The 24,000-nt window shown below is 64.1% G+C and carries 27 protein-coding genes; 10 read left to right on the top strand and 17 right to left on the bottom strand.

Going from position 1 to position 24,000, the window contains the following annotated elements:
* Positions 1 to 174 precede the first annotated feature (174 nt).
* Complete coding sequence (locus tag ASG84_RS20425) at positions 175 to 1,158, bottom strand: YihY/virulence factor BrkB family protein (RefSeq protein WP_442971003.1); 984 nt, start codon at positions 1,156 to 1,158, stop codon at positions 175 to 177.
* 140 nt (positions 1,159 to 1,298) lie between these two features.
* Here ASG84_RS20425 and ASG84_RS20430 point away from each other — a divergent pair, with 140 nt between their 5' ends.
* Entirely contained in the window at positions 1,299 to 1,469 is a 171-nt protein-coding gene (locus tag ASG84_RS20430; RefSeq protein ID WP_057478839.1) for a CsbD family protein, read from the top strand.
* Between the two features lie 270 nt (positions 1,470 to 1,739).
* Complete coding sequence (locus ASG84_RS20435) at positions 1,740 to 2,363, top strand: GAF and ANTAR domain-containing protein (protein WP_235581761.1); 624 nt, start codon at positions 1,740 to 1,742, stop codon at positions 2,361 to 2,363.
* Between the two features lie 116 nt (positions 2,364 to 2,479).
* On the opposite strand, the gene ASG84_RS20440 is transcribed toward ASG84_RS20435, so the two are convergent.
* Genes ASG84_RS20440 through ASG84_RS20465 form a run of 6 tightly spaced genes read right to left on the bottom strand, consistent with a single transcriptional unit; the run spans position 2,480 to position 8,405 of the window.
* Positions 2,480 to 3,277, bottom strand: coding sequence for a DNA-formamidopyrimidine glycosylase family protein (locus ASG84_RS20440; RefSeq protein ID WP_057479050.1), 798 nt, complete (start codon positions 3,275 to 3,277; stop codon positions 2,480 to 2,482).
* 46 nt (positions 3,278 to 3,323) lie between these two features.
* The gene (locus tag ASG84_RS20445; protein WP_057478841.1) at positions 3,324 to 4,340 is read right to left on the bottom strand and encodes a zinc-binding dehydrogenase; all 1,017 of its coding nucleotides are present in this window, start codon (positions 4,338 to 4,340) and stop codon (positions 3,324 to 3,326) included.
* A complete protein-coding gene (gene phnE, locus ASG84_RS20450) occupies positions 4,316 to 5,908 on the bottom strand; it encodes a phosphonate ABC transporter, permease protein PhnE (RefSeq protein WP_057478842.1) in 1,593 nt (530 codons plus the stop codon). The genes ASG84_RS20445 and phnE overlap by 25 nt, the downstream gene beginning before the upstream one ends.
* Entirely contained in the window at positions 5,905 to 6,711 is an 807-nt protein-coding gene (gene phnC, locus ASG84_RS20455) for a phosphonate ABC transporter ATP-binding protein (protein WP_057479051.1), read from the bottom strand. Before phnC ends, phnE begins: the two co-directional genes overlap by 4 nt.
* The gene (locus ASG84_RS20460; RefSeq protein ID WP_057478843.1) at positions 6,711 to 7,679 is read right to left on the bottom strand and encodes a phosphate/phosphite/phosphonate ABC transporter substrate-binding protein; all 969 of its coding nucleotides are present in this window, start codon (positions 7,677 to 7,679) and stop codon (positions 6,711 to 6,713) included. The genes phnC and ASG84_RS20460 overlap by 1 nt, the downstream gene beginning before the upstream one ends.
* A gap of 30 nt (positions 7,680 to 7,709) precedes the next feature.
* Positions 7,710 to 8,405, bottom strand: coding sequence for a phosphonatase-like hydrolase (locus ASG84_RS20465; protein WP_057478844.1), 696 nt, complete (start codon positions 8,403 to 8,405; stop codon positions 7,710 to 7,712).
* A 108-nt stretch (positions 8,406 to 8,513) separates the two neighbouring features.
* Here ASG84_RS20465 and ASG84_RS20470 point away from each other — a divergent pair, with 108 nt between their 5' ends.
* Both ASG84_RS20470 and ASG84_RS20475 read left to right on the top strand, forming a co-directional pair.
* Entirely contained in the window at positions 8,514 to 9,227 is a 714-nt protein-coding gene (locus ASG84_RS20470; RefSeq protein WP_200936641.1) for a GntR family transcriptional regulator, read from the top strand.
* Between the two features lies 1 nt (position 9,228).
* On the top strand, positions 9,229 to 10,350 hold the full coding sequence (locus tag ASG84_RS20475) for a TIGR03364 family FAD-dependent oxidoreductase (protein WP_057478845.1): 1,122 nt from the start codon (positions 9,229 to 9,231) through the stop codon (positions 10,348 to 10,350).
* A gap of 86 nt (positions 10,351 to 10,436) precedes the next feature.
* On the opposite strand, the gene ASG84_RS20480 is transcribed toward ASG84_RS20475, so the two are convergent.
* The 4 genes from ASG84_RS20480 to ASG84_RS20495 form a co-directional block, all read right to left on the bottom strand.
* Positions 10,437 to 11,627 carry a Dyp-type peroxidase gene (locus ASG84_RS20480; RefSeq protein ID WP_057478846.1) on the bottom strand — a complete coding sequence of 397 codons (1,191 nt, stop codon included), beginning with the start codon at positions 11,625 to 11,627 and terminating at the stop codon, positions 10,437 to 10,439.
* A 25-nt stretch (positions 11,628 to 11,652) separates the two neighbouring features.
* Positions 11,653 to 12,201: a copper chaperone PCu(A)C gene (locus ASG84_RS20485; protein ID WP_057478847.1), complete on the bottom strand. Its 549-nt coding sequence runs from the start codon at positions 12,199 to 12,201 to the stop codon at positions 11,653 to 11,655.
* Positions 12,198 to 13,670 carry a PepSY-associated TM helix domain-containing protein gene (locus ASG84_RS20490; RefSeq protein WP_057478848.1) on the bottom strand — a complete coding sequence of 491 codons (1,473 nt, stop codon included), beginning with the start codon at positions 13,668 to 13,670 and terminating at the stop codon, positions 12,198 to 12,200. Before ASG84_RS20490 ends, ASG84_RS20485 begins: the two co-directional genes overlap by 4 nt.
* 174 nt (positions 13,671 to 13,844) lie before the next feature.
* Positions 13,845 to 14,372 (bottom strand): hypothetical protein, encoded by a 528-nt coding sequence (locus ASG84_RS20495; RefSeq protein WP_057478849.1) that lies wholly within the window; start codon positions 14,370 to 14,372, stop codon positions 13,845 to 13,847.
* A gap of 180 nt (positions 14,373 to 14,552) precedes the next feature.
* Between ASG84_RS20495 and ASG84_RS20500 the strand changes: the two genes are divergently transcribed.
* Positions 14,553 to 14,807: a hypothetical protein gene (locus tag ASG84_RS20500; RefSeq protein WP_057478850.1), complete on the top strand. Its 255-nt coding sequence runs from the start codon at positions 14,553 to 14,555 to the stop codon at positions 14,805 to 14,807.
* A gap of 2 nt (positions 14,808 to 14,809) precedes the next feature.
* Here ASG84_RS20500 and ASG84_RS20505 read toward each other — a convergent pair whose 3' ends face one another.
* A complete protein-coding gene (locus ASG84_RS20505; protein ID WP_057478851.1) occupies positions 14,810 to 15,382 on the bottom strand; it encodes a TetR/AcrR family transcriptional regulator in 573 nt (190 codons plus the stop codon).
* Positions 15,383 to 15,459: 77 nt separating this feature from the next.
* Here ASG84_RS20505 and ASG84_RS20510 point away from each other — a divergent pair, with 77 nt between their 5' ends.
* A complete protein-coding gene (locus tag ASG84_RS20510; protein WP_057478852.1) occupies positions 15,460 to 16,077 on the top strand; it encodes an NAD(P)H-dependent oxidoreductase in 618 nt (205 codons plus the stop codon).
* Positions 16,078 to 16,080: 3 nt separating this feature from the next.
* On the opposite strand, the gene ASG84_RS20515 is transcribed toward ASG84_RS20510, so the two are convergent.
* The gene (locus ASG84_RS20515) at positions 16,081 to 16,722 is read right to left on the bottom strand and encodes a CatB-related O-acetyltransferase (RefSeq protein WP_057478853.1); all 642 of its coding nucleotides are present in this window, start codon (positions 16,720 to 16,722) and stop codon (positions 16,081 to 16,083) included.
* A gap of 28 nt (positions 16,723 to 16,750) precedes the next feature.
* Positions 16,751 to 17,170 (bottom strand): nitroreductase/quinone reductase family protein, encoded by a 420-nt coding sequence (locus tag ASG84_RS20520; RefSeq protein WP_057478854.1) that lies wholly within the window; start codon positions 17,168 to 17,170, stop codon positions 16,751 to 16,753.
* Positions 17,171 to 17,335: 165 nt separating this feature from the next.
* Here ASG84_RS20520 and ASG84_RS20525 point away from each other — a divergent pair, with 165 nt between their 5' ends.
* The 4 genes from ASG84_RS20525 (at position 17,336) to ASG84_RS20540 (ending at position 21,746) form a co-directional block, all read left to right on the top strand.
* Positions 17,336 to 18,382, top strand: a complete 1,047-nt coding sequence (locus ASG84_RS20525; RefSeq protein WP_442971004.1) for an ABC transporter substrate-binding protein — start codon at positions 17,336 to 17,338, stop codon at positions 18,380 to 18,382.
* Positions 18,383 to 18,450: 68 nt separating this feature from the next.
* Complete coding sequence (locus ASG84_RS20530; RefSeq protein WP_442971005.1) at positions 18,451 to 19,446, top strand: FecCD family ABC transporter permease; 996 nt, start codon at positions 18,451 to 18,453, stop codon at positions 19,444 to 19,446.
* Positions 19,443 to 20,228: an ABC transporter ATP-binding protein gene (locus ASG84_RS20535; RefSeq protein WP_057478855.1), complete on the top strand. Its 786-nt coding sequence runs from the start codon at positions 19,443 to 19,445 to the stop codon at positions 20,226 to 20,228. Before ASG84_RS20530 ends, ASG84_RS20535 begins: the two co-directional genes overlap by 4 nt.
* Before the next feature lie 9 nt (positions 20,229 to 20,237).
* Positions 20,238 to 21,746, top strand: a complete 1,509-nt coding sequence (locus tag ASG84_RS20540) for a protein adenylyltransferase SelO (protein WP_057478856.1) — start codon at positions 20,238 to 20,240, stop codon at positions 21,744 to 21,746.
* 20 nt (positions 21,747 to 21,766) lie between these two features.
* Here the strand turns inward: ASG84_RS20540 and ASG84_RS20545 are convergent, their stop codons facing one another.
* The 3 genes from ASG84_RS20545 to ASG84_RS20555 form a co-directional block, all read right to left on the bottom strand.
* A complete protein-coding gene (locus ASG84_RS20545; protein ID WP_057478857.1) occupies positions 21,767 to 22,165 on the bottom strand; it encodes a VOC family protein in 399 nt (132 codons plus the stop codon).
* Positions 22,166 to 22,282: 117 nt separating this feature from the next.
* On the bottom strand, positions 22,283 to 22,729 hold the full coding sequence (locus ASG84_RS20550) for a VOC family protein (RefSeq protein ID WP_057478858.1): 447 nt from the start codon (positions 22,727 to 22,729) through the stop codon (positions 22,283 to 22,285).
* A gap of 24 nt (positions 22,730 to 22,753) precedes the next feature.
* Complete coding sequence (locus tag ASG84_RS20555) at positions 22,754 to 23,932, bottom strand: acyl-CoA dehydrogenase family protein (RefSeq protein WP_057478859.1); 1,179 nt, start codon at positions 23,930 to 23,932, stop codon at positions 22,754 to 22,756.
* Positions 23,933 to 24,000 lie beyond the last annotated feature (68 nt).

Here is a 24,000-nt window from a genome sequence, read left to right on the forward strand (position 1 = left end):
GAGGGGGAACGATCGTGCACCCGTGGCAGTACGTCCTATTGCGACATCGATCATCATGTTGTCCGTTCCCCGCGTTCACGCCGACTGTCTCACGATCAGCCTGGCAAAGAACGTATTCCACTCGCACCTAACGAATGCGCGCGCGTTTGCGAACCCGATCGACCCCCCGTCACATCATTTCGACGAGTCCTCTTCGGCTACCGAATCCGGCTCGTCGTAGGTCACCGTGATGTCCTGGAATCCCTTGTTCCGCTGCGCTTCTGCCTGGCCGGTGTAGGAGTTCTTGTCCCCTTCGGTGAGTTCGACGTTGTCGGTGAACGGCGTGAGCAATGCTCTGGGGTGCAGGTGATCGACTCGCACGGCATTGATCTCGATGCACAGCACGATCAGCACCGACGCGACGTAGAGGAAGCCCAGCAGACCGAGGACGATCGCGAAGATTCCGTTGGCCGCGCTGGCATTGCCGACGACGTACCGAATGTAGATTCCGCCGAAGGATTGGAGCGCCTGCCAGATCACGGCGGCGATCGCCGCACCGGGCAGAACCTCGCGAACACTCAGTGGACGTGCGGTTCCGATACGAAACGCTGCGGTGAAGACCACGACGTTGACGACCACCGCACCGATCAGTGCCAACGCGCCGCCCGCGAAGCCGAACACCCCCGAGGACGCGACACCGTTCAGGACCGTCAACCCGATGATCGCCGTGCCGACGGTGCTCAGCAACACCAACCCGCGCAGGCGTCCCTTGATCGGATCCGGTTGCTCGTTTCGGGGTACCGACCATGCCGTGTTCATCGCGTACTGGGCGGCCAGGGAGACCCCGAGCCCGCCGTACAGCGACCCGACGACACCGATGACGATGGCCGTAGTTCCGCCGCTGAGGCGATCGGGCTGACCGAGTTGATCGCCGATCACGGGAATTTGACTCATCGCCGAATCGAGAATTCGGGCCTGCAGCTCCGGGTCGCCGGCCAGCACGATCCCCAACACCGTGGTGAACAGCAGCAGGAGCGGAAACAGTGAGAGGAACGAGTAGTACGCGATCAGTGCTGCCAGATAGCCGCCTCGGTCGTCGAGAAACTTGTACAGCACCGCCAGCGGGAAACCTGCCGACCGGTGTTTGCGCTGATAACTGTCCACTTTGGCGACCATCATCGGTCGAATGTATCCACAGCCGGCGTCGTGGAAACGTCGACGGTGTGTGTGACCTAGATCTCTTGATGCACACGTGCGCTTCGGAAGGTGGCCCTCGACTAAGTAACCAGTACCAACCCAGGACGAGGAAAGGAACTCACATGAGCTTCATCGACAAGGCCAAGAACGCAGCAGAAGACGCAATCGGCAAGGCCAAGGAAGTTGTGGGTGACGCCACCAACAACAAGGACCTCGAGGCCGAGGGCAAGAAGGACCAGAGTTCGGCCGGCGTGAAGAAGGTCGGCGAGAACATCAAGGACACCTTCAAGTAAGTCTTTCCGCAGAGGGGACCGTCGATCGCACGATCGGCGGTCCCCTCTGGTTTGCACCCGTATAAAGTGCACAGCACCGGCCTCGGCGGCCGGCAGGGCGTCCAGCAGACGGCGCATGTTCGTGGATTTCTCCGGCGAATGACGGCAGAGGTCCCATGCGAGAGGACAGTGTGAATGTCGCAACAGTCGACCGATAGACACCCTGCCAGTACGTCCCAGGCTTCGATGCTGGCCGAGTTCGCGCGGTCTCTTCGCGATACCCGTCGTTCGATGCCCGAGACGATCAGCGAAATTTTGCGTACTGCGATTCGGCTCATCCCGGGCGCAACCGTCGGTTGCGTCACCACCGTGAGCAAGGGTGAGCGAACGGTCGTTGCGTCCACCGATCCTCTTGCCGAGGAGCTGTGTCGACTTCAGTACGAACTCGACCAGGGCCCCATTCCCACCGAGGTCCGTCATTTCGACGTCGTCGTGTCGGACGACCTCACGTCCGAACCACGATGGCCGGAATTCGCCGTCCTTGCCGTCGGCGCGGGTTTCAAGTCGCTGGCCGCATTTCAGCTCTACAGCAATGCCGATGACCTCGGCGCATTGGTCTTCTACAGCAATGAACCCGGGGCCTTCGACGCCGACGCAGTCGAGATCGGTGAGGCACTCGCCGCCCACGCCGCGATCGCCCTGCTCAGTGCCCGCGACAACGAGCAGTTCCGAACGGGACTGGCGAGCCGCGACCTGATCGGTCAGGCCAAGGGGATGATCATGGAGCGCTACGACCTCGATGCAGTCCAAGCGTTCGAGTTGCTCGCCAAGCTGTCGCAGCAGCAAAATCAGCCCCTGCGTACAGTGGCTCAGGATCTGGTAAGTACCGATCACCCCACCAACTCGACCTTCTGACCGCCTCCCAGGTTTCGATTTCCTCGCTCGAGGAAGCCTGTGGGTGGTACCGCAACGAACACGCGGTATCCGCGGGCGGTTATGTCGTTGAGTCAACAGCGATCGACCGCTCGTCGCTATCTCTCCGGTTGGCATCTCGGACACCACCACGTTCGACGCCGATCCGGATCTGCCGGCACTTCGGCAACCACCCGAATGCGTGTTCCGCACCGCAGGCATGGCTTGCCTGCCCGTCCGGCGACCCAGTGCGAGCGACCCTTTCGAGTGTCACCGGTAGTGACCTGCATCGCCCCCGGCGTTGTTGCGGAGTGCCGCATCGCCCGCTCGAGCAACGCAATCAACTTCTGTGGATCTACTTCACGCGACGGTGTCCACGGCCACAGTCCGCGGAGGAAACACAGCTCGTTCGCCCACAAATTGCCGGGGCCGGCAACCACTCTCTGATCCAGCAGAGTTGCGATGATCGGGCGATCCTGTTGAGCAACCACATTGGCCGCTGCTCTGTCGGCGTCGAACGTGGGCTGCAGCGGATCCGGCCCGAGATGTGCGACCAGTGCATCCATGTCGGCGGTGAATCCGTAGTCGACCACCGGTAGCAGAATCCCATAGGCGGTAGGCCCATCGACCACGGCCAACTGCACACGAACGTCCGGACGCACCCGCTGCGGAATCGATCGCCCGGCCCGCACCACCGTCCACGAACCGCTCATCCGCAGATGTGTGTGCAATGTGGTGCCGTCGTCGAAATCGGTGAACAGATGCTTCCCGTGGGTTCGATGTGCGACGACGCGTCGGCCGGCCAGATTCTCCACCGCGTGTGCCGGCACGTTCAGCCTGCCGACCCGCAACGGCGCGCCGTCCAACGCGCGCCGCAGCCTCGCGGCCAGTACGAACACGGTGTCGCCTTCGGGCATGCAGATGGTGTATCCCGTGTGCGCACAGCGCAATCTCTCGAAGCCCCTAGGGCGCGACCGAGGATCGCAGGATGCCCGGCGGCGTCGGCCGCAACACCGACGCGAGCTCCTCCAGACGCACCGGTGGCTCGACGAGGGATTCCCACGGATATCTGTCCACGGTGTCTCGCAGAAACGCGACCGCCTGGTGGAGGTGTCGTGGCTCGTAGTTGTGGACGCCGGTGACCGTGAGCCACTGACGCACTACGGTTTCGGGGTCCACCGTGATCGATGGACCCGGCGAGACGGAACCGGCAAGCACCAGGCGACCGCCGACGTCGAGTCTCGATAGAGCCGACTGCACAGCGGACGACGCACCGGAGAAGTCGATGGCGACATCCGTCGGTCCACCGTCGTCGCCGTCGGCACCGAAGTCACGCGATCGCCCCTGCCGTTCCGGGTCTCGATCGAGCACGCGGACCGTCGCGCCCCGCTCGGTGGCTGCCGCAGCGGCCGAGATGCCCAGCATTCCTGCACCGACGATCAGGACTCTCTTTCCGTCGAGAGCGCCGGCCGCCTCGAGAGCCGCCATGACCGTGGCCGTCGCACACGCAGCCGGTGCGGCGACTGCGTCGGGCATCGTATCGGGCACGTGCGCCACAGCGGTGCCGCGCGGAAGCACGATGTGTCGGGCATACGAGCCGCTGAGAGACCATGTGCTCCGGGCAGACTCGTGCCCCACCTTGCGCACGTCCGAACATTTGGCCGTGAAACCGGCCGCGCACCGTACGCACCGGCCACAGGGCACGGTGACCGACCACACGATCCGATCCCCCACTGCTGCGCTCGACGTGTCGCCGCCGACGGAGACCACGTGGCCGACGGCCTCGTGTCCGAGTACCGACGGGCACGCACCGGCACGGCGTCCCGATACCGTATGCAGATCACTCCCGCACACCGTTGCGAGATCGACTCGGACCAGCAGGTCGCCCGGCGCGAGGGCAGGAATCTCGATGTCCCGCATCTCGATTCCGTTACCGACCCACACCGCGGCTCGTGTCACACCAACAGTGATCTGATCCACCCCGAGATCCTTTCCACGATGTACACGACGACGAAGATCACCAGAACGATGGCACCGGCAACATCGAAATTCAGAGTGCGAATGGACTCGAAGAGCAGGAAACCGATACCTCCCGCACCTACGATCCCCAGGATGGTGGAGGTACGGATGTTCACGTCGAGCAGGTAGAGACTCGAGCCCACCATCGACGGGACAGCCTGAGGGACAACGGCACTGAGCGTTCTGTTCCACCAACCTCCACCGACCGACGCGACGGCCTCGAGGGGCCCGGGATCGATTTCCTCGATGGCGTCGGCGACGAGCTTGCCGAGAAATCCGACGGATCCGATGGCCAATGCGCAGGTTCCCGCCACCGGACCCAATCCGAGCGCCGCGACGAACACGACCGCGAGGATGAGTTCGGGAACGGCGCGAACCAACAGGATCCAGGATCTCGCCACCCAATACACCGCGGGATGCGGAGTTGCGTTGCGCGCGGCCAGCACTCCGACGGGTATCGACAGTACGACTCCGATTGCGGTGGCCACCACACCGATGGCGACGGTCTGGACGGCGGCGTCGAGCAGGTCCGATCCCAGGGACGAGAAATCCGGGGGGACCATTCTTCCGAACACCTCGACCGACGGCCCGATCCACGTCAGCAGCGACCGCGGATCCAGCTCGAGGACCGCGAAGGACGACACCACCGCGACGACCAGCACGGCCGACGCTCCGATCCGCATCAGTCGATCTCGCTGCGGGCCGGCCGCGGACGGAACAAGCAACATGCGGCGAAGAGCCATGGCCACCAGTTCCATTGCCGCGATGATCACCAGGATCACCAACACGATTCCGAGAGCACGCGGGTAGATCAATCCGCGCAGGGCGTCCTGCAGGGCGAAGCCGATACCGCCGGCTCCGACGAATCCGAGAACAACCGACATACGTAGGTTGATGTCGATCCGATAGACGAACGCTCCGATCCATGCCGGAACAACCTGCGGTACAACGGCATTGATCATCTCTCGAAAGTAGCCCGCTCCGGCGGCGCGCAGCGCCTCGCGCGGTCCCACGTCGGTCTCCTCGATGGCATCGGCGAACAGTTTGCCGAGCATGCCGATCGAGTGCAGCGCGAGGGCGAGGATGCCGGGCAGCACCCCGATCCCCAGCGCCCTGACGAACAGCACCGCGAACAGCAGATCCGGCATCGCCCGACAGAACGTGATGATTGCGCGAGCCACACTGTGCAACATCGGATGCGGCGAGGTATTCCGCGCGGCAAGGAAGGCGAGCGGTATCGAGACGATCGCCGCGAGCACAGTACCCAGCACCGCCATGAGCAATGTTTCGACTGCGAGTGAGACGATCCGGCCGGTGTCGTCGACGCGGGGCGGCAGCATCCGTTCGAGGAGATTGCCGACGTCGTCGAGACCGTCGAGCAATGTGGTGGGCGCAAAGTCGATGAACCCGGCAGACAGTACCGTGAGAACCAGGGCAGCAACGCTCAACAGCGGAAACAGCCATCGTGGTCGACGCGGATCGTTGTGCGCTGCAGTCTTCGTCGGCTGTGGCGACGCCGTGACTGTCATGTCGGTGCCACCGCGGACCTGTTCCCGGGGTCGGGGGTGATCCGCTGATAGATCGGCATGATGTCCTCGCGCTCGAGCCCTGCGGCCGGGCGGTCGAGCACCACCCGTCCGTCTCGTAGACCCACGAGCCGATGCGCCCAACCCAGCGCGAGATCGACCTGATGCAATGTGCACACCACGGTCAGCTTCTCCTCACGGCACACTCTTTGCAACAGGTCCATGACCACGCCTGCATTCTCGGGGTCGAGGGACGCGACCGGCTCGTCCGCGAGGACGATCCGGGGCCGCTGCATCAACGTCCGGGCGATCGCCACCCGTTGCTGCTGTCCACCGGACAGCGTGTCGGCACGGCGTTCGGCGAAGTCCGCCAACCCGACTCGGTCGAGACAGGCACGAGCCTCCTCTCGCATCGCCTTCGGGTACGTGAGTGCTCCGTACCGGGGAAGGGACAGCCGACCGACGCCGCCCACGAGTACGTTTTCGAGGCAGCTCAACCGACCGACGAGATTGAAGTGTTGAAAGATGAAACCGACGTCGCGGCGCAACTCGCGCACCCGGCGACGGTTCGCCAGATCGACGCGAATGTCGAGAGCGGTGATGTTGCCCGAGGTGACGGGATGCAGCCCGTTGATGCACCGCAACAGCGTCGACTTGCCGGAACCCGAAAGCCCCAGCAACACCAGCATTTCACTGCGATGAACGTCGAGGTTGACGTCCTGGAGCGCGGTGGTCGGCCCGAACGTCTTGGTGACGTTACGGACGCTGACAACCACGTCCCGCGTGCCCATGGGTGTGGATGTCATCAGCCCGTGCACTTCTCGGAACCGGTGACCTCGCATACGTGGCGCACGCCGTCGTAGTCGCTGTCCTGGGCCGGGACGACGCCCCATGCATCCTCGTCGGTGATGCGGCATTCCTCGGCGCAGATACCGTCGGCGACGAACGCATCCGAGTTCATGCCCTCACTGAATACGTCCTGCAGTTTCGCGATGGCATCGGTACCCAGATCGTTGTTGGCCGCGAAGAGCGATCCGGCGATCGTCTCGGACTTCCAGACGGTCCTCAGCTCGCCGGGTGCGATCTCGCCGTTGTCGATCATCGTTCGGTCGACCATGGTGTCGAACGCGAATCCGGCGTCGCAATCACCCGCTTTCACAGCAAGTACCGATGCATCGTGTCCGCCGGCATAGATCGGGGTCATCGCCGCAGAGATGTCGGCCTCCGAGCCCGATGCGATGACCTTGTCTTCGGTCAGTCCCGCTGTGGGGTAAAGGAATCCGGAGGTCGAGCTCGGGTCGACGAAGCAGACCTTCTTTCCTGCGTAGTCTGCGAGATCACTGACCGAAGCATTGTCCGACCGGGCGATTCCGTAGGACTGGTACCCGGGCTTGCCACCCTTGTCCTGGATGACGGCACCCAACGGTGTCATCTCGGCCCCGTTGATACCGGCCACGACGTAGGCGAACGGGCCGAAGAATGCGAGGTCGACATTGCCTGCGATCAAGCCCTCGACCACACCGGCGTAGTCGGAGGCCTGGATGAACTCGACCGTGGCTCCGGTCTCCTTCTCCAGCCGCTCGATGACCGGGTCGTAGCTGGCCTTCAGATCGGTCGAGTTCTCGGCGGGAATGGCGGCGAGCGTGATGGTTTCGGGAAATCCTTGCTCGGTCGTGGCTCCGTCGGAAGAACTGGAGCAACCGGCTGCCACGAGGGCAGTAGCGGACAGCAATGCCGCAGCGGCTACGGCACGACGGCGAGAGGTGATGATCATGGCGTGGGTTCCGTTCGGTGGAGTGAGCGTTCAGGGCAGAACGATGTGGGGGAGCTCGGCAACGCTGTCGAGCACGTGAGTGGCACCGGCTTCGCGGAGTAGGTCCGCAGAGTGAGCACCGGTGAGCACACCGACGAGTACGGACGCGCCGGCCCGCCGACCGGACAGGATGTCGCTCGAGGTGTCACCGACGACCGCGACGGCAGCGATGTCACTGACCTCGGAGCGCAACGCAGCCGAGAGGACGAGGTCCGGGTGTGGTCGGCCGCGACCGGCATCGCCGGGCGCGAGGAAGGCGTCGGGCAGATCCTGCCAGCCGAGCGTGTCGATGATGCGCCGCTGCGTCGTAGCCGAGAATCCGGTTGTCAGGACGACGCTGATCCCGGATTCGCGCAGCGCCGTGATGGCCTGGGCTGCACCCGGGATGGGCGCGATGCCGTCGTCGATGCGGGCGTCGTAGGCAGACTCGAATTCCCGGTTGGCGGCCTGGGCGCGCTCCTCGGATCCGAACAATGCCCGGAACACCTCGATCTTGGACTGCCCCATGGTGTCGAGTACGTAGCGTCGGGCGTCATCGCGTTCGGGCCCGTCGTTCGCAAGTCCCACGGCCGTCGCCGCGGCGTCGAATGCATCCAGTACGAGTCCGTCGTCGGTGACGGTGGTTCCCGCCATGTCGAGGACGATGAGTTCGATGTCGCGAGTGTTCGGGTCGGTGGTGTTCGGCATGAGGTAGAGATTGCCGTTTGGTATAGACCATTGCGTGGAACTTCGATGAACGAATCGTGAACGTCACGCAACAATTAGGTCTAGACCAATTGATGCTATGGTCGGCTCATGGTTGTGGACACCGAACCCCGGGTGCTCAAGCACCAGATCGTGCGAAGAAGCCTCGACGCGATGCTCGACGGCATGGCCGCCGGCGACGCATTTCCGTCCGAACGCGATCTCGCCGATCGATACGACGTCTCCCGCGAGACATTGCGCCAAGCCATCCGAGAGCTGTTGGTGGCGGGTCGAATAGAACGTCGTGGGCGCGCCACGGTGGTTGCCGAGCCCAAGGTCGTACTGCCGCTCGCCATCGGTTCGTACACCGAGGCAGCGCGCGAGAAGGGTATGAGCGCTACTCGAATTCTGGTGGGTTGGGATACCTTCCGGGCCGACGACGCCCTGGCGGAGCTACTCGGAATCGACATCGGTGCAGATGTGGTGCAACTCGAGCGCGTCTTCACCACCGGCGACGTCCGAGTGGGCCTGGAAACGACCCGTATACCTGCGCACCGGATTCCGGGGTTGCCGGACAGCTTCGATCACCGAACCTCGCTCTACGCCGAATTGCGAACGCGCGGAATAATCTTCGGGCGAGTAGTCGACACCATCGAAACTGTCCTACCCGACGCCCGAGAGGCTGCGCTCCTCACCGTCGACACCCGAACGCCGATGTTCCTGCTCGGCCGCGTCTCCTACGACACCGACGGGATTCCCATCGAGCACCGACGTTCGCTCTATCGCGGTGACCGGATGACGTTCACCGCTGTCATGGACGCCTGATATGACCACAGAATACGACGTCGTGGTCGTCGGGGCCGGGATAGTCGGCCTCGCTCACGCATACCACGCGCACCGACGCGGCCTCACCGTCGCAGTGGTGGATCATGCAGACCGGGTCGCGGGCGCGTCGGTACAGAACTTCGGACACGCCTGCATCACAGCGCAATCCGGGGACGCGCTCGAGTACGCCAGGGTCGGTCGCAGTCACTGGCTCGAGCTGGCCCACACGGCCGGCTTCTGGGCTGCCGAGTCCGGCACGCACTGCGTGGCTCGGCACGAGGACGAATTCGCGGTGCTCGAGCAATTCGCCGAACTGCGCGGCCCCGACCACGCGCGGTTGATGGACCGCCGCGAGGTGCTCGACCGGCTGCCGATCGCCGACACCGATGTGGTGGGCGGCCTGTACATGCCGACCGACGTTCAGGTCGACCCGCGTGCCGCCGCACCGGCCATCGCGCGCTGGCTCGACGCCTCCGGGGTGGACTTCCACTGGCGCACCGCCGCAACGTCGTTCACGCCGGGAGTCGTCCACACCTCACGCGGCGACCTGTACGCAGGCACCACCTTCGTCACCGTCAATCACGACATCGATCGACTCTTCCCCGAGTACGCGGAACGCGGCGGTCTGGTGCGATGCCGACTGCACATGATGCGCGCGTCCCTGCCACTGCGCGCGCCGCTACCCTCGCCGTTGTTCACCGGTTGGTCGCTGCTCCGGTACTCGGGCTTCGAGAACCTTCCCGCCGTCGCAGATGTCGCCGCTCGCCTGCAGGCCGAACACCCCGACTACGTCGAACTCGATCTGCACCAGATGTACACCCCGCAGCCGGACGGGTCGATTCTGTTGGGTGACACGCATGTTCGCGAGATCACCACGTCTCCCTTCCAGAGCGAGGAGGGATTCGAGGTTCTTCTCACCGAAGCCAAGTCGCTGTTCGGAGTCGAACGCATCGACGTCACCGAACGATGGCAGGGCACGTACTGCTCGGCACCGGGTTCGGAGTTCCTGCTCGAAGAACCCATCGACGGCGTGCACATCGTCACCGTCACCACCGGAATCGGCATGACCACCAGCATGGGCCTCGCGCTGTCCAGTGTCGACAGCGCTCTGGTGCGGGTGTAGCGAACCTGGTTGTTCACGATCGCCCCCGAGTTGCGGAATCCCGCCGGCCAAGGACGATCGTGAACACTCCGGTCCGGTTGTTCGGCTTACCCGAGCAGGCTTTGCCCCAGATATCCGTCGTCGACCACGCCAGGCACTATCGCGAACACCGCTGACCCGATAGGCGTTGTCCATTCGTTCAGTGCATCGAATTCGTCGAGACGCTGCTGAATCGGCAGGAACTGGGTGAGCACATTGCGCTGGTAGCTCGCGAACAGCAGGCCGGAATTCGACAACGCACCGGCGGCCGGTGGGTCGTCGTAGTTGTAGGCCCGTCTGAAGATGCGTTCCCCGGCGTGAGAATGTCGGGCACGCGCAATGTGCGAGGACGGCGGGATCACCGGAATGCCGAATCGATCGGTCGCGTCGAAATCGGCCTCGTCGAACTCGGCGGTTCCGGTCAACGGGGCACCGGTGTCGAGAGTTCGCCCCACCGACAGTTCACGGCCGGGTCGGTCCAGTTCATCCCAGGTGTCCATCTCGATTCGGATGCGCCGCAACACCATCGACGTTCCGTGTTTCATCCAGGACTGATCGCTCCCGTCGTCCCAGACCAGAGCGTCGAAGTCCGTGCTCCCGGCCGCTGGATTGACGGTGCCGTCGACCTGTCCCATCAGATTGCGCATCGTGGTGCCCGATTCCTCGGTGCCACGTGAGCGCCGGAACCCGCGTTGCGTCCAGGCGATCGTCACCAACGAGCGAACGTTCTTGGTGAGCACCCGCACAGCGTGCGCAACCGTGACGGGATCATCGGAGCACACCTGCAGCAGCAGATCACCTCCGGTGAATCCTGGCTCCATACGGTCGATTCCGAACGTAGGGAGCGGGGCCAGCCACGACGGCCGCCGATCCGGCAGACCGATCGCATCGAATACACCGGGACCGAGTCCCACTGTCACGGTCAGGCGAGCCGGCCGAAGCGCAAGTTCGGCCTCGGTATCGGCCAACGCGGGCGCACCGGCTGTCAGCCGTCCGATGTCCTCGGTCCAGACCTTCAAGATCCCGATCAGCTCGTCGCACCCGACGCGATCGTGCAGGTTCAACCCGACGAACGTCGAGTGTGCCTGCGGCGGAACGGTGTCGATTCCAGCTTGATGCAGGCCACGCCACGGCACCGTGTCGGTTCCAGTAGTCGTCTCTTCCGCTCGGTTGCCGATGACTCCATAACCGGTCGCTGCCCCGACGCCTGCGATGCCGAGGGCGGCGACGCCTCCTCCCAGGAGACGTCGCCGGCTCATCGAACGTCGTGACCGGTTTTCGTTGTCAGCCACCGTGTGTCGGGGCAGGGGTCGCCGACCCGTCCATGTGCATGCTTCCCGGTTCGTAATTCTCCTGGGCACCGGAGAAGTCGCGGACCTGGGCGGTGAACGTCGTCGTCGACGCATCCTCGAACTCGAGGGTGAACTCCGCATCGGCTCCGGGGGTCAGCGGGGAGGTGACATCCATCAGCATCAGGTGGTCGCCGCCCGCGGCGAGCACATGCGTGCCGCCCGCAGGAATGACGAAGCCGCCCTCCTTCGGACGCATCACCATCGCGCCGTCGGCCCCGGTTGCCATCTCGTGCAATTCCATTCGGCTCGATGCCGGTGAGGATGCGCCGACCACGTGCACATCAGCGTCGCCGGTGTTCTGTAGTTCGGCGAAGGCTGCCGTCATCCCGGAGTCGGCCGCTTTCACCCATTGCTCGCGGACGACGACGGAATCGGACTCCTTCGCCGCGGTGGCCGGCTCGTTGCTGGAGCATCCGGTGAGGATCAGGCCGGTGACCGACAGTGCGACCAATATCGTCGAGGTACGTCGGGAGAGATTCATGTGAGTTCGCTTTCATGTTGGGAAGCCGAGGAATTAGCTGATCTGGTCCGCGTTCGACGGATCGAACCGAGCACGACGTCGACCGCCAGGAAGGCCACCAGACTCAGCCCGAGCAGCGGGACGAACCAGCCGACCCCGACTGCGACCACCGTCAGTGCGACCGCCGCGATCGGCGAGATGCGACGAATACCGCCGCGCAGAGGCGGCCGGCCCATGGTGAGACCGGTTACCCTGGTGGGGCGGCGTTTCCACCACATCATGTAGCCGCGGACGATGACCGATGCCAGTGCGATCGCAAGAGCAAGCAGCGCAAGCTGATTGGCCACGCCGAACAGCGTCCCCATATGCAATTGAATTCCCCACGCCGACAGCTTGGCCGCGAGCGGCCAGTCCGAGAAGTACTGAGTGTCGATCACCGTGCCGGAACTGCCGTCGATCGAGATGGAGTTGTTCGACATCACCCAGGGCTGACGGGTTTCGGCGACGACGGACGCCACGCCGTCCGACGCCGGGATCGACGCCTCCAGTGCTCCGTCGACGCCGTTGGCTTTCGCGATATCGAGGACCGAATCGATGCGGCCCACATTGCTGTCGACCGTAGATGCATCAGCGGACATGTCCATCGAATGCCCACCGTGACCGGAATGATCGGTCGTCGCCGCGTCGGACGATCCGATGGTTGTGGTGACGGCGGGTGTGGTCCAGCTCAGGGCCGACCGCACATCGGTGACGTTCTCACCCGCATAGGTGGACCACGTGAGTCCGGTGGCGGACAGGAAGATCAGACCGACGGCTATCCAGATCCCGGCTACGCCATGCCAGTTCAAGGACCTGTTGCGGCCCTTCGACTTACGGTCGAAGGTGAACAGTGTCGCCCTGCCTCGGTTGCGCCGATAACGCTCGAACCACAGGTAGAGACCGCCGAGCGCGATCACCCACAACCACGAGGCCGCAAGTTCGCTGTAGAGGCGGCCCGGCTCCCCCAAATGCAGATGGCGGTGCAGTTCGGAGATCCAGGTGCGCACCGGCAATGCGCTGGACGAGCCGTAGACGGGGAGTTCACCCACGGACGTCGCAGTCGAGGGGTCGACGAAGACTGCCAGTCGCTTCGATTCCCCGAGGCCGGGGTCGGTGAACATCACTCGGGTGGTGTCGCCGGGGTCGGCGGCGGGGCGCACCGCGGCGACGGTGAGCTCGGGTTGTTCAGCCTGCGCCGCTCGAATCTGATCGGCCACCGGAACGGCCGGGCCGGTGGGGTCGACGTGCAGATAGTCCCGATACATCAGTTGTTCGATTGTCGGTGCGACGGCGTACAGCCCGCCGCTGATGGTGGCGATCAGGATGAACGGTGCGATGAGGATGCCCGCGTAGAAGTGCAGACGCAGGATGAGCGGACGCCAACTGCGAGGGCTGGTCGGACGGGTGGGTGGGGAAGGATCGGCGACGCGTTCCAGTTCCGGTGTGGACACGAGGACTCGTTTCTCGGGAAAGATTGTGGGCGCGCGGATATGCGCGAGGTGGCATCGCACGACGGATCGAGCCGCGTCATGGCAGCGCGAATCACCAGGGGTGCGATGTGAAGTACGGCAACAGCCCGCTACCCGACGCCTGACGATCAGGTCGAGTGAGTTGGAGGGCTGAGCTCAGGCAGTGCGCGCCGGTGGTCCGCGGTTCCCGCGGCCCGAGAGGTCGAGCAGATGCGTCGATGCCGGGATTCGGTACACCGGGAGCGGCGGAGCGATGCGGTTTTCGTCGACGACGAGCGCCGTCAGTAGCGGCAATGCCCTGCGAAGTGAAGTGATTGCACGACGGATTCCGTGCTCGGCTCCGCGAATGGCGAGTGCGCCGACCAGGACGGCAACGGCGTGCGCTGCGAGCATCTGCTGCGTGAGCATCGAACCGTGATGGTGACCGTCCACGGCGGTGAGCAGCAGGTGTCCCAGCGCTTGAGCCGTGGCCAGAACGACCAGTAGCTGCAAGCGGGGTGCCACCACATTCGGTGCCGCCGATGTCGCGTACCCGACCGCCGCACACACGAGCACCAGCAGCACGACCGCAGCGTCGGACGGGAACATCCCGCCGCCGAACGTGTGCGCGGTCGTTGTGACCAGCGCGGACAGAGTGCCGACGGAGGCACCGCGCAGGGGCGCGAATCCATCCGTGGCAGACATGTCGGGAATCCTACTATCGGCCACACCGGGTAGTGATCAGAAGCTGCGCCCACCGAGACCGATCGCCGACCCATACCTAGCCCTCGTAACCGGTCCATCGGTATTTTTTCGGGCGTCTATCCTGATCTCCGGTATTCGAAATTTCGAGTACTTCGGCGCAGTGTTCGCGAAGGGACGCACATGGAGGTGAGCTCGGACGAGGCCCAGGCGCGGGTGTTTGCCGACATGCTGGAGACGGAGATCGGTACCGCCTCCACTCGCGTCGAGGAATCCGAGGAATGGGCGCGCAAAGCGTCCCGGGTCGGAGATTCTCGCAGTCAGGCCTGGCACAGCGAGGAAGCCCGCACACTGAGGCGGACGCTGTACGAGTTGCATCGCCAGCTCGACGCGTTACGCACCCGATTCCCCGGGATGACGACACACACGTACAGCTAGCGTCAGGCCCTACCGACGACGGCGACGATCAACGTCGTCAATTCTGCGGTCGCCTCCTCGGGAGCGAGGACACCCGATACCGCCGCGTGCGACAGCGCATCCGCGGCACCGAAGACGGCAGTCAGTGACGACGCCGAGACACCGTCCGCAGCAAACGGCTCCAGAAGCGTTCGACAGCGCTCGGAGTACGCCCGCTCCGATGCACGCTTCACCTGCTCCAATTCGGGTGAACCCTCCAGCGCTGCAAGCACACCCGTCAACTCGCGCCCCTGAGCCAGAGCGCAACCGACGTACGAGTTCGCAATAGCCCGTGCCCGTCCGCCCAAGGAAGCGGGTGCAGCATCGAGGCTCTCCTCCAGCATTGCCGTCTGCCGATCGTCGAATTCGGTGAACAACGCGGCCAACAGTTCGGCCCGAGAGCCGAAGTGGCTGTACACCACCGGTTTTGCGACGCCGGCATGCTCCGCGAGTCGCCCGAGCGTCAGGGCGTCCGCCCCCTCCGCTCGCACGAGGGCCCACGAGACCTCGACCAGTTGGTCGTACCTGTCCGATCTGGACAATCTCGTTCGAGCCATCGCGGACCTCCTTGCGCTATATACGAATAGTAACCTACTCTTGGTACATAGCTACTCGCCTCAACGAAGGAACAGCCATGAACGCACTCGTCGTAGTCTCCCACTCCGATCCCGGCTCACTTACTCACCACGTCGCCACATCCGTCTCGGACGCGATTCGCATCGCGGGCGGCACCGTCGAGACAGCCGACCTCGCTACGGAGAACTTCGATCCCAGATTTTCCACCGCCGACCTGAATCTGTTCCGCGGCAACGGTACCGCGCCGGCGGACGTCGTCGCCGAACAGGAGCGAATCGACCGCGCAGACCATCTTGTTCTCGCATTCCCGATGTACTGGTGGTCCATGCCCGCCCTGCTCAAAGGCTGGATCGATCGCGTCTTCGTCGGCGGATGGGCATTCGACTACAACCCGGGAGTCGGTATCGTCAAGAAGCTCGACCGACTCACTGTCCACCTGGTGGCGGTCGCGGCCGAGGACTCCGACAGCTTCGAGCGGCACGGCGTGCACGAGGCGTTCCGAACGCAGATCGAGCGCGGCATCGTCGAATACTGCGGGGCGACTGTCGGATCGACGACATTTGTGCACGGTTCCGATACCCGGTCACGCGCAGACCTCCTTGCCGAGATAGCCGAGATCGGCGTTGCCGTCGCTGCGCGCGTACTGGCCGACACGAACACACCTGCGGCGGTGTAGCACTCAGGTCAGTCGCGCTGCCACCGCAGCGAGGTCGGCCACGGACCCATCGGCGATCGTGCGGACGCGTTCGGTGATCGAGTCGATGGGCCAGTTCCACCAGGCGATGTCCAGGAGCGTCCGGGTCTCGTCCGCGGTGAACCGCTCTCGCAGCACACGGGCGGGGTTACCACCCACGACGGCGTAGTCCGGGACATCCTTGGTGACAACACTTTCGGTAGAGATCACGGCCCCGTTCCCGATTCGCACTCCCGGCATGACGGTGACGTTGCCGCCGATCCAGACATCGTGGCCCACCACAGTGTCTCCCCGCGACGGCAGATCGGACACCAGATCCAAGTGTTCGGCCCAGGCACCACCCATGATGGGAAAGGGATACGTGGACACACCGTTCATCCGATGGTTCGCCCCGTTCATGATGAACGTGACTCCGGTGGCCAAGGCGCAGAACTTGCCGATCACCAACCGATCAGGTCCGTAGTGGTGCAGTACGTTTCGGGTCGCGAACTCCTCGGCGAACTCCGGATCGTCGTAGTACGTGTATTCGCCGATGTCGATGAGTGGACTGGACACCAGAGGCTTCAACAACACCACCCTCGACTGCCCGGGAATGGGGTGCAGATTCGATGCGTCAGGAGCGGTCATGCTCCGACACTAGTCAGGAATCTGTCAGTCAGGCCGGCGTCAACCGGAAGATCGGGAACCGTCGCCCCTCTGCAGTCTCGACGTATTTTGCGAAGCCCTCGGACGCGTTCACGAATTTTTGCCAGTTCGCGTCCCACTCGTCCTCGGGTATTTCCGACACGGTCACCGGAATGGTCCTGACGTCACCGTCTCCGGGAATCTCGACGTCGATGGCGGGGTGGGCACGCAGATTGTGGACCCACGCAGGATGTTTCGGCGAACCGGCTGCCGACCCGACAATCAGCCAACTATCGCCCTCGGGAATTGCCATGAGCGGGTTCAACCGAATCTCACCGCTCTTGGCACCGATGGAGTGCAGAACGACGAGCGCATCACCGAAGCCCGCCGTCGATACGTGCCCGCCGTTGCTGCGGAACTCGTCGATGATCATCTCGTTGAAGTCGGCCATGGATCGAGTATGACGCGCAGCACTTCGTTTCGGACCTGATCGCAGCCCACGATTTCCGTCGACGCGATCCAAAGGTTAGCCTGTGCTCACCCGTACCTCACGTACGGTGCGCCGTCGGGTAATCCCCGGCGGCTCGTTGCTGTCTTGGACCGAAGGAAACCTTCAGTGCTGAACGTTCGTCGCCGCGCAGGCACCCTCGCTGTCGCTGCCGCCCTGGCCGGATCGCTCGCCGCCTGCGGGGCCTCCGAGGAGGTTCCCGACGCGGTCTCCGATACCACTGCCGGCGGGACGTCCTACCCACTGACGATCGAGAACTGCGGAGAGTCGGTGACCTTCGAGTCGGCACCGCAGCGGGTGGTATCGCTCGACCAGAACTCCACCGAAATTCTTCTCTCACTCGGCCTGCAGGATCGGCTGGTGGGCACCGCGTCGTGGACGGACCCGGTCCGGGAGAACCTCGCCGAGGCGAACGCTTCGGTTCCGAGACTCGCCGACAACGCACCTACCTACGAAGTGGTGCTGGACACCGAACCAGATTTCGTCACCGCGTCCTTCGGACGGCATTTCGAGCAGGGCGGGGTGACAGAACGCTCGCGCTTCGGTGAGACCGGTGCCGCGACCTACCTGTCCCCCACCGACTGCGACGCCGGTCGCAGCGTCAACGGGGGAAACACCCGCACGACGCCCCTGACCATGGATTCGCTGTACCAGGAGATCACCGAACTGGCAGCCGTCTTCGATGTGAACGAGCGCGGAGCCGAGTTCGTCGACGAACTGAAGAACCGCATGGCCGACGCCACCGCGCAGACGGCGAAGGCCGATGTGTCCGTTGCCTTCTGGTTCGCAGACACCAAGAGCCCCTACATTGCCGGCGGGCGGGGATCGGCTGATCTGCTCGCACGCACGGTCGGGATGTCGAACGTGTTCGCCGACACCGACGACGACTGGCCCGCCGTCGGGTGGGAGACCATGGTGGATCGCGATCCAACCGTCCTCGTTCTGGGCGACCTGGCGCGCAATCGCTTCCCCGGTGACCTCCTCGCCGACAAGATCGCGTTTCTCGAATCCGACCCCGTCACCAACACCATGGAGGCCGTCCGCGACAAGCGCTACATCTCCTTGCACGGAGCCGAGATGAACCCGTCCATCCGGGCAGTCGACGGTGTCGAGAAGGTGTCGGCCGGACTGCGCGATCTGGGGCTGTCGTCCTGATCACCACCGCCGCCCGCCGCCCTGCCGTCGATCGCTCGCCTGCCCCCCGTCATCTGTGGCGGTGGGTGTTGGCGGCGGTCGCTGGAATCGCACTGTGCGTGGTCTCGGTACTCGTCGCCATCACCTTGGGGCCGGCGAACATTTCGTTGGTCAACGTTCGAGATGTGGTGCTGAACCATCTCGGAGTCACCGATGTGCCGGTGAAGGTCTCGAAGAACGCGATCATCTGGGAGGAGCGGCTTCCCCGGGCGCTCGTCGCGGCAGCCAGTGGCGTCGGCCTCGGGATCTGCGGCGTCATCATGCAGTCGCTGCTGCGTAATCCGCTGGCGGACCCGTTCGTGCTCGGGGTTTCTTCCGGCGCATCGACGGGGGCCGTTGTGGTCGGCGTTCTCGGCGTGGGTGGGGCCGCCCTCGGCCTGTCCGGTGGTGCGTTCATCGGTGCACTCGTCGCGTTCGGCCTGGTCCTGTTCCTCGCCCGCATGTCCGGTAGCGGAAACGACCGCGTCATCCTCGCCGGCGTCGCAACCACTCAATTGTTCTCGGCCCTGACATCTTTCGTCATCTTCGCGTTCGCGGACTCCGACGAGACCCGCGGCGTGATGTTCTGGCTCCTCGGATCGTTCGAGGGAGTCCGCTGGAACGACGTCGTGCTGTGTGTGACCGTGGCCGGCATAGGCGCGGTGGTGTGCTGCTACTACGCCTTTGTGCTCGACGCGTTCGCGTTCGGTAACTCCGTCGCGTCCTCGCTCGGTTTCGATGTGAAGAAAGTGCGCCTGGCACTGCTCGTCGGTACCGCCCTGATCACCGCGACGTTGGTCAGCGTCGCCGGTGCGATCGGCTTCGTCGGGCTCATCCTCCCGCACGCCGCGCGACTACTGGTGGGCCCCAACCACAGTCGACTGGTGCCGGCCACAGCGATCATCGGTGCCATCTTCATGGTGTGGGTCGACGCCGTCTCCCGAGTCGCGTTTGCCCCTACCCCACTTCCGGTCGGCGTCGGAACCGCATTGGTCGGCGTGCCCGCCTTCATCGCGATCATGGCTCGCCGGAGGGGGATCCGATGACTTTGCACGCGTCGAACGTGTCGTGGAAGCGCGGCGGAGTCCTCGTGGTCGACGGGGTGACCGTACATCCGGCGCCCGGGCGAATGGTGGGACTGTTGGGCCCCAACGGTTCCGGTAAATCCTCGTTGCTTCATCTGATGGCCGGGGCAGCAACACCTACCTCGGGTGTCGTCGAGCTCGACGGTACGGAGCTCGGTTCGCTCAAACGCAAACACATTGCCCGCGCCGTTGCGGTGGTCGGTCAACATGCGCACACGGACATCGACGTGACGGTTCGTGACGTCGTGCGTCTCGGCCGAATTCCGCACCGCGGAGCGTTCGGTGGAAACGACCTGGACGAGGACGCAGTGGACGATGCCCTCGCGCAGACCGGGCTCAGTATCAAAGCAGATCGATTGTGGCGCACCTTGTCCGGTGGTGAGCAGCAGCGGACGCACATCGCCCGGGCCCTCGCGCAGCAGCCGCGCGAAATGTTGCTGGACGAACCCACCAACCACCTCGACATCCATCACCAGCTCGAGCTGTTGGCGCTCGTCGCGCGCCTGCCGATCACGAGCATCGTCGCGCTCCACGACCTGAACCTGGCCGCGATGTTCTGCGACGAGGTGCTGGTCCTCAAAGATGGGAAGGTCGTCGCAGGCGGTGCACCTGCGGCTGTGCTGACCGAGGACTTGATCGCCGACGTCTACGAGGTGCGAGCGCGAGTGTCGGTCGACGACGACACCGGACGCGTGTACATCCGATTCGATGCGGCGGCGCAACCCGAGGTCGTTCGTCGCTAACCTTGAACTATGAGTGGATCCTCGAACGACCCCGCAGTCGCGACCACGAACCTGCCTGCATTCGGGTTCGAGACCACGTTGGTCGACGATGTTCCCGGTGTGACGGTGCCGTGGCAGGGCACCCACGCACCGGATCCGCGGGTGCTCATCCTCAACGACGACCTGGCTCGGTCGCTTTCACTCGACCCAGAGTCGCTCCGCACTCCGGACGGTGCCGGTGTGCTGTCCGGATCGACTCCGTCGGCCGAAGCTGCCTCGGTGGCGATGGCGTATGCCGGTCACCAATTCGGGAACTTCGTACCGTTGTTGGGTGACGGCCGTGCACTTCTGCTCGGCGAGCTTCACGACGATCGCGGCCATCGAGTAGATCTGCATCTCAAAGGGTCCGGCGCTACACCGTTCTCGCGTGGCGGTGACGGGCGCGCGGTAGTAGGAGCGATGCTGCGCGAATATCTGATCAGCGAGGCAATGCATGCGCTGAACATTCCTACGACGCGCTCACTTGCCGTCGTCACGACCGGCGAGCGGGTTTTGCGAGAAGGAGGTCCGCGACCCGGGGCAGTGCTTGCCCGGGTCGCGTCCAGCCATCTGCGGGTGGGCACCTTCGAGTTCGCTGCCCGGCGTGAGGGGCTCGCGCAGCCGCTCGCGGATTACGCGATCGCCCGCCACTACCCTGCCTTCGTCGATCTTCCTTCCGAGGATCGCTACCTCGCCTTCTTCGAAGCCGTCGTCGAGGCCCAGGCATCCCTTGTTGCTCAGTGGATGTCGGTCGGATTCGTTCACGGTGTCATGAACACCGACAACACGACGATTTCCGGCGAGACCATCGACTACGGGCCGTGCGCGTTTCTCGATGCCTACGATCCTGCAACGGTATTCAGCTCGATCGACCACGGCGGACGCTACGCCTACGGAAATCAACCCGCGGTGCTCGGGTGGAATCTGGCCCGATTCGGTGAAACACTGCTCCCACTGGTGAATTCGACGCCAGACACTGCCATCACCGCTCTCACTGCGGTCCTCGATACGTTCGGGGATCGATACCGACAGCACTACTCTGCCGCGATGGCCCGCAAGCTCGGACTGGCAGACGATGGGATGGACGCGGCACTCGTCGACGATCTTCATCGACTGCTCACCGAGCACCGTGCCGATTGGACCCTGGCCTTCCGGGCGCTCGCCGACAACCTCCGAGGAAGCTCGGCTCCGTTCGACTCCCTCGTCCCACCGGACGCGTCCGCGAACTGGCTCGAGCGTTGGCGCACAACGGTTTCGGCGCGGGAACAGAACTTGCCATCTGTCGCCGACGGCATGGATCGCGTCAACCCGGCATACATACCCCGAAACCACCTGGTCGACGCTGCCTTGAATGCCGCCACCGAGGGTGATCTGGAACTTTTCGATCGCCTGCTCGAGGTCGTCATGTCACCGTTCGATCGACGCGACGACCGCTCGGACTACGCTCTCCCTGCGCCCCAGAACTTCAGCGCGGGTTTTCAGACTTTCTGCGGTACCTGATGATGTGAAAGACAGCGCGATCAGGCCGGCGCAGCGAAGAATTCGAGCGCGATGTTGTCCGGATCTCGAAACGAGATTCCAGAACCGTAGTGGGCGTTCTTGATTCCGCTGTGCGCGATGTCGAGTCGGTCGAGCGTGGACACCCAGTCCGCCAGCTCGTCCTGGGTGCACGAGAAGGCGATGTGGTCCACACCCGTGCTCTTCTCGTCGAAGGCACCAGACCTCTGGGCCGCACCGTGTGTGTGCAGCCCGAAGAGCATGCCGCCATCGAGCGCGAACACGGTGTGGTGATAGTCGCCGGATTCTTCGTCCTCGTCGAGAACGGGCGAGGCGTCGAACAGTCGTGAGTACCACTCGGTGCTGGTGGCGAGATCGGATACGGTCACGGCCACGTGGGAGAGACCGGGGAATTGCGGCATGCGCTGGTCCTTTCGTCGTCACCGTCCACGTTAGGCACCAATGTCTGTGTGCTACCGACGATCAGGGGAATACTGCCCATTCGGCGGGGGGTCGGCCCGACCATCCCTGCTGGCTCATCACTGCGGGGGCTCCATGAACTCGATCGTCTCTCCGTGTGGACCCAACGCGTACATCACGCGGGTACCCACCTTTGCCCCGCCGGCAATAGGTTGAGGAGTTCCCTGCGCCGTCCACCCGAAGTCCGCGATTCGCGTCAGGACCGCGTCGATATTGTCGACCTCGAAGGCAAGATGGGCGAAACCAGGATCGTGGGGTCGAGAGGATCCCTGCTCTCCCTGGACGTCGCGATATTCCAGCAGTTCGATCGTCTGACCCGCGATGGATACCACCGCCATCCGGACTGCAGCCCCGTGCGCTCCGGTGACCTCTCCGAGAAACTCTCCACCCATCTCACCGGTCCGTTCGAGGACCGCGCCGAGACCGTCGATCCAGAACCGAAGGGCGTCATCGAGGGAACCGACGGCGAAGCCGACGTGGTCGGAGCAAAGGATTCTGAACGACATGCCAGGAGCGTACGCCTGGCATGTTCACGAGTTGCGCTTCTGTTCGGCTCTGATCAGTCCGCCGCCGACGATCAACCGCTGGATCTCACTGGTCCCCTCGTACAGCCTCAGCAGTCGCACGTCCCGGTAGATACGCTCGACCGGCACCTCACGCATGTACCCGGCACCGCCGTGGATCTGGACGGCGAGATCGGCGACCTTACCCACCATTTCGGTACAGAAGAGCTTCACCGCGGACGGCGCGATCCGTCGATCGGTCTCCAGCACCCACGCACGAGCAGCCTCACGCACCATTGCCCGGCCCGCCATCACCCCGACCTGCTGATCGGCGATCATGGCCTGCACGAGCTGGAAGTTTCCGATCGGTTCACCGCCCTGAGTGGACGCCGCAGCGTGGGACACCGACTCATCCAACGCGCGCTGCGCCTGACCGACCGCTAGCGCCGCGATATGCACCCGCCCCCGCGCCAGCGACGTCATCGCCGCCTTGTACCCGATATCGCTCTTGCCACCGACCACCGCGTCGGCCTCGACCCGCACATCGGTGAAGTTCACATCAGCGGTGCCCGAGCCCTGCTGACCCATTTTCGCGTCCTTGACACCCACCTCGATCCCCGCGGTGTCGGCAGGAACCAGAAAGACCGCAATACCGTTGCCGCTCTCCGGTTTCGGGTCCAGCTTGGCGAAGACGACGAACATGTCGGCGATCGGAGCGTTGGTGATGTACCGCTTGCTGCCGTTGATGATCCATCCGGAGCCGTCCACCTTCGCCGTTGTCCTCAGGCCCGCCGGATTGGATCCGGCTCCGTCCTCGGTCAGCGCGAAGGAGGCGACGATCTCGCCGGTTGCCATGCCCGGCAACCACTTCGCCTTCTGCTCCTCGGTACCGAAGCCCACGAGCACCTGCCCGGCGATCCCGTTGTTGGTGCCGAACATCGACCGCAAAGACAACGAGGTGTAGCCGAGTTCCATCGCGAACTCGACGTCCTGGATCAGGTTCAGACCCAGGCCGCCCCACTCCTGCGGGATCGCGTAACCGAATAATCCCATCTCGGCGGCCTGCTTCCGCAGATCGTCGGGAATCGCATCCGTGTTCATGATCTCGAGCTCGCGCGGCACTACACGCGACCGCACGAAGTGGGAGATCTGCTTCAGCACGTCAGCGAAAAGGTCGTCCGGTACATCGGGGTTCAGCGTGTCCATGACACCACTATCCCCTGCTGGCGTGTCCTGGCAACATGGCATGGTCCCGCCGAATCAGCCCCTCCGTT

The organism is Rhodococcus sp. Leaf278, assembly GCF_001426085.1.
Lineage (GTDB): Bacteria > Actinomycetota > Actinomycetes > Mycobacteriales > Mycobacteriaceae > Rhodococcoides.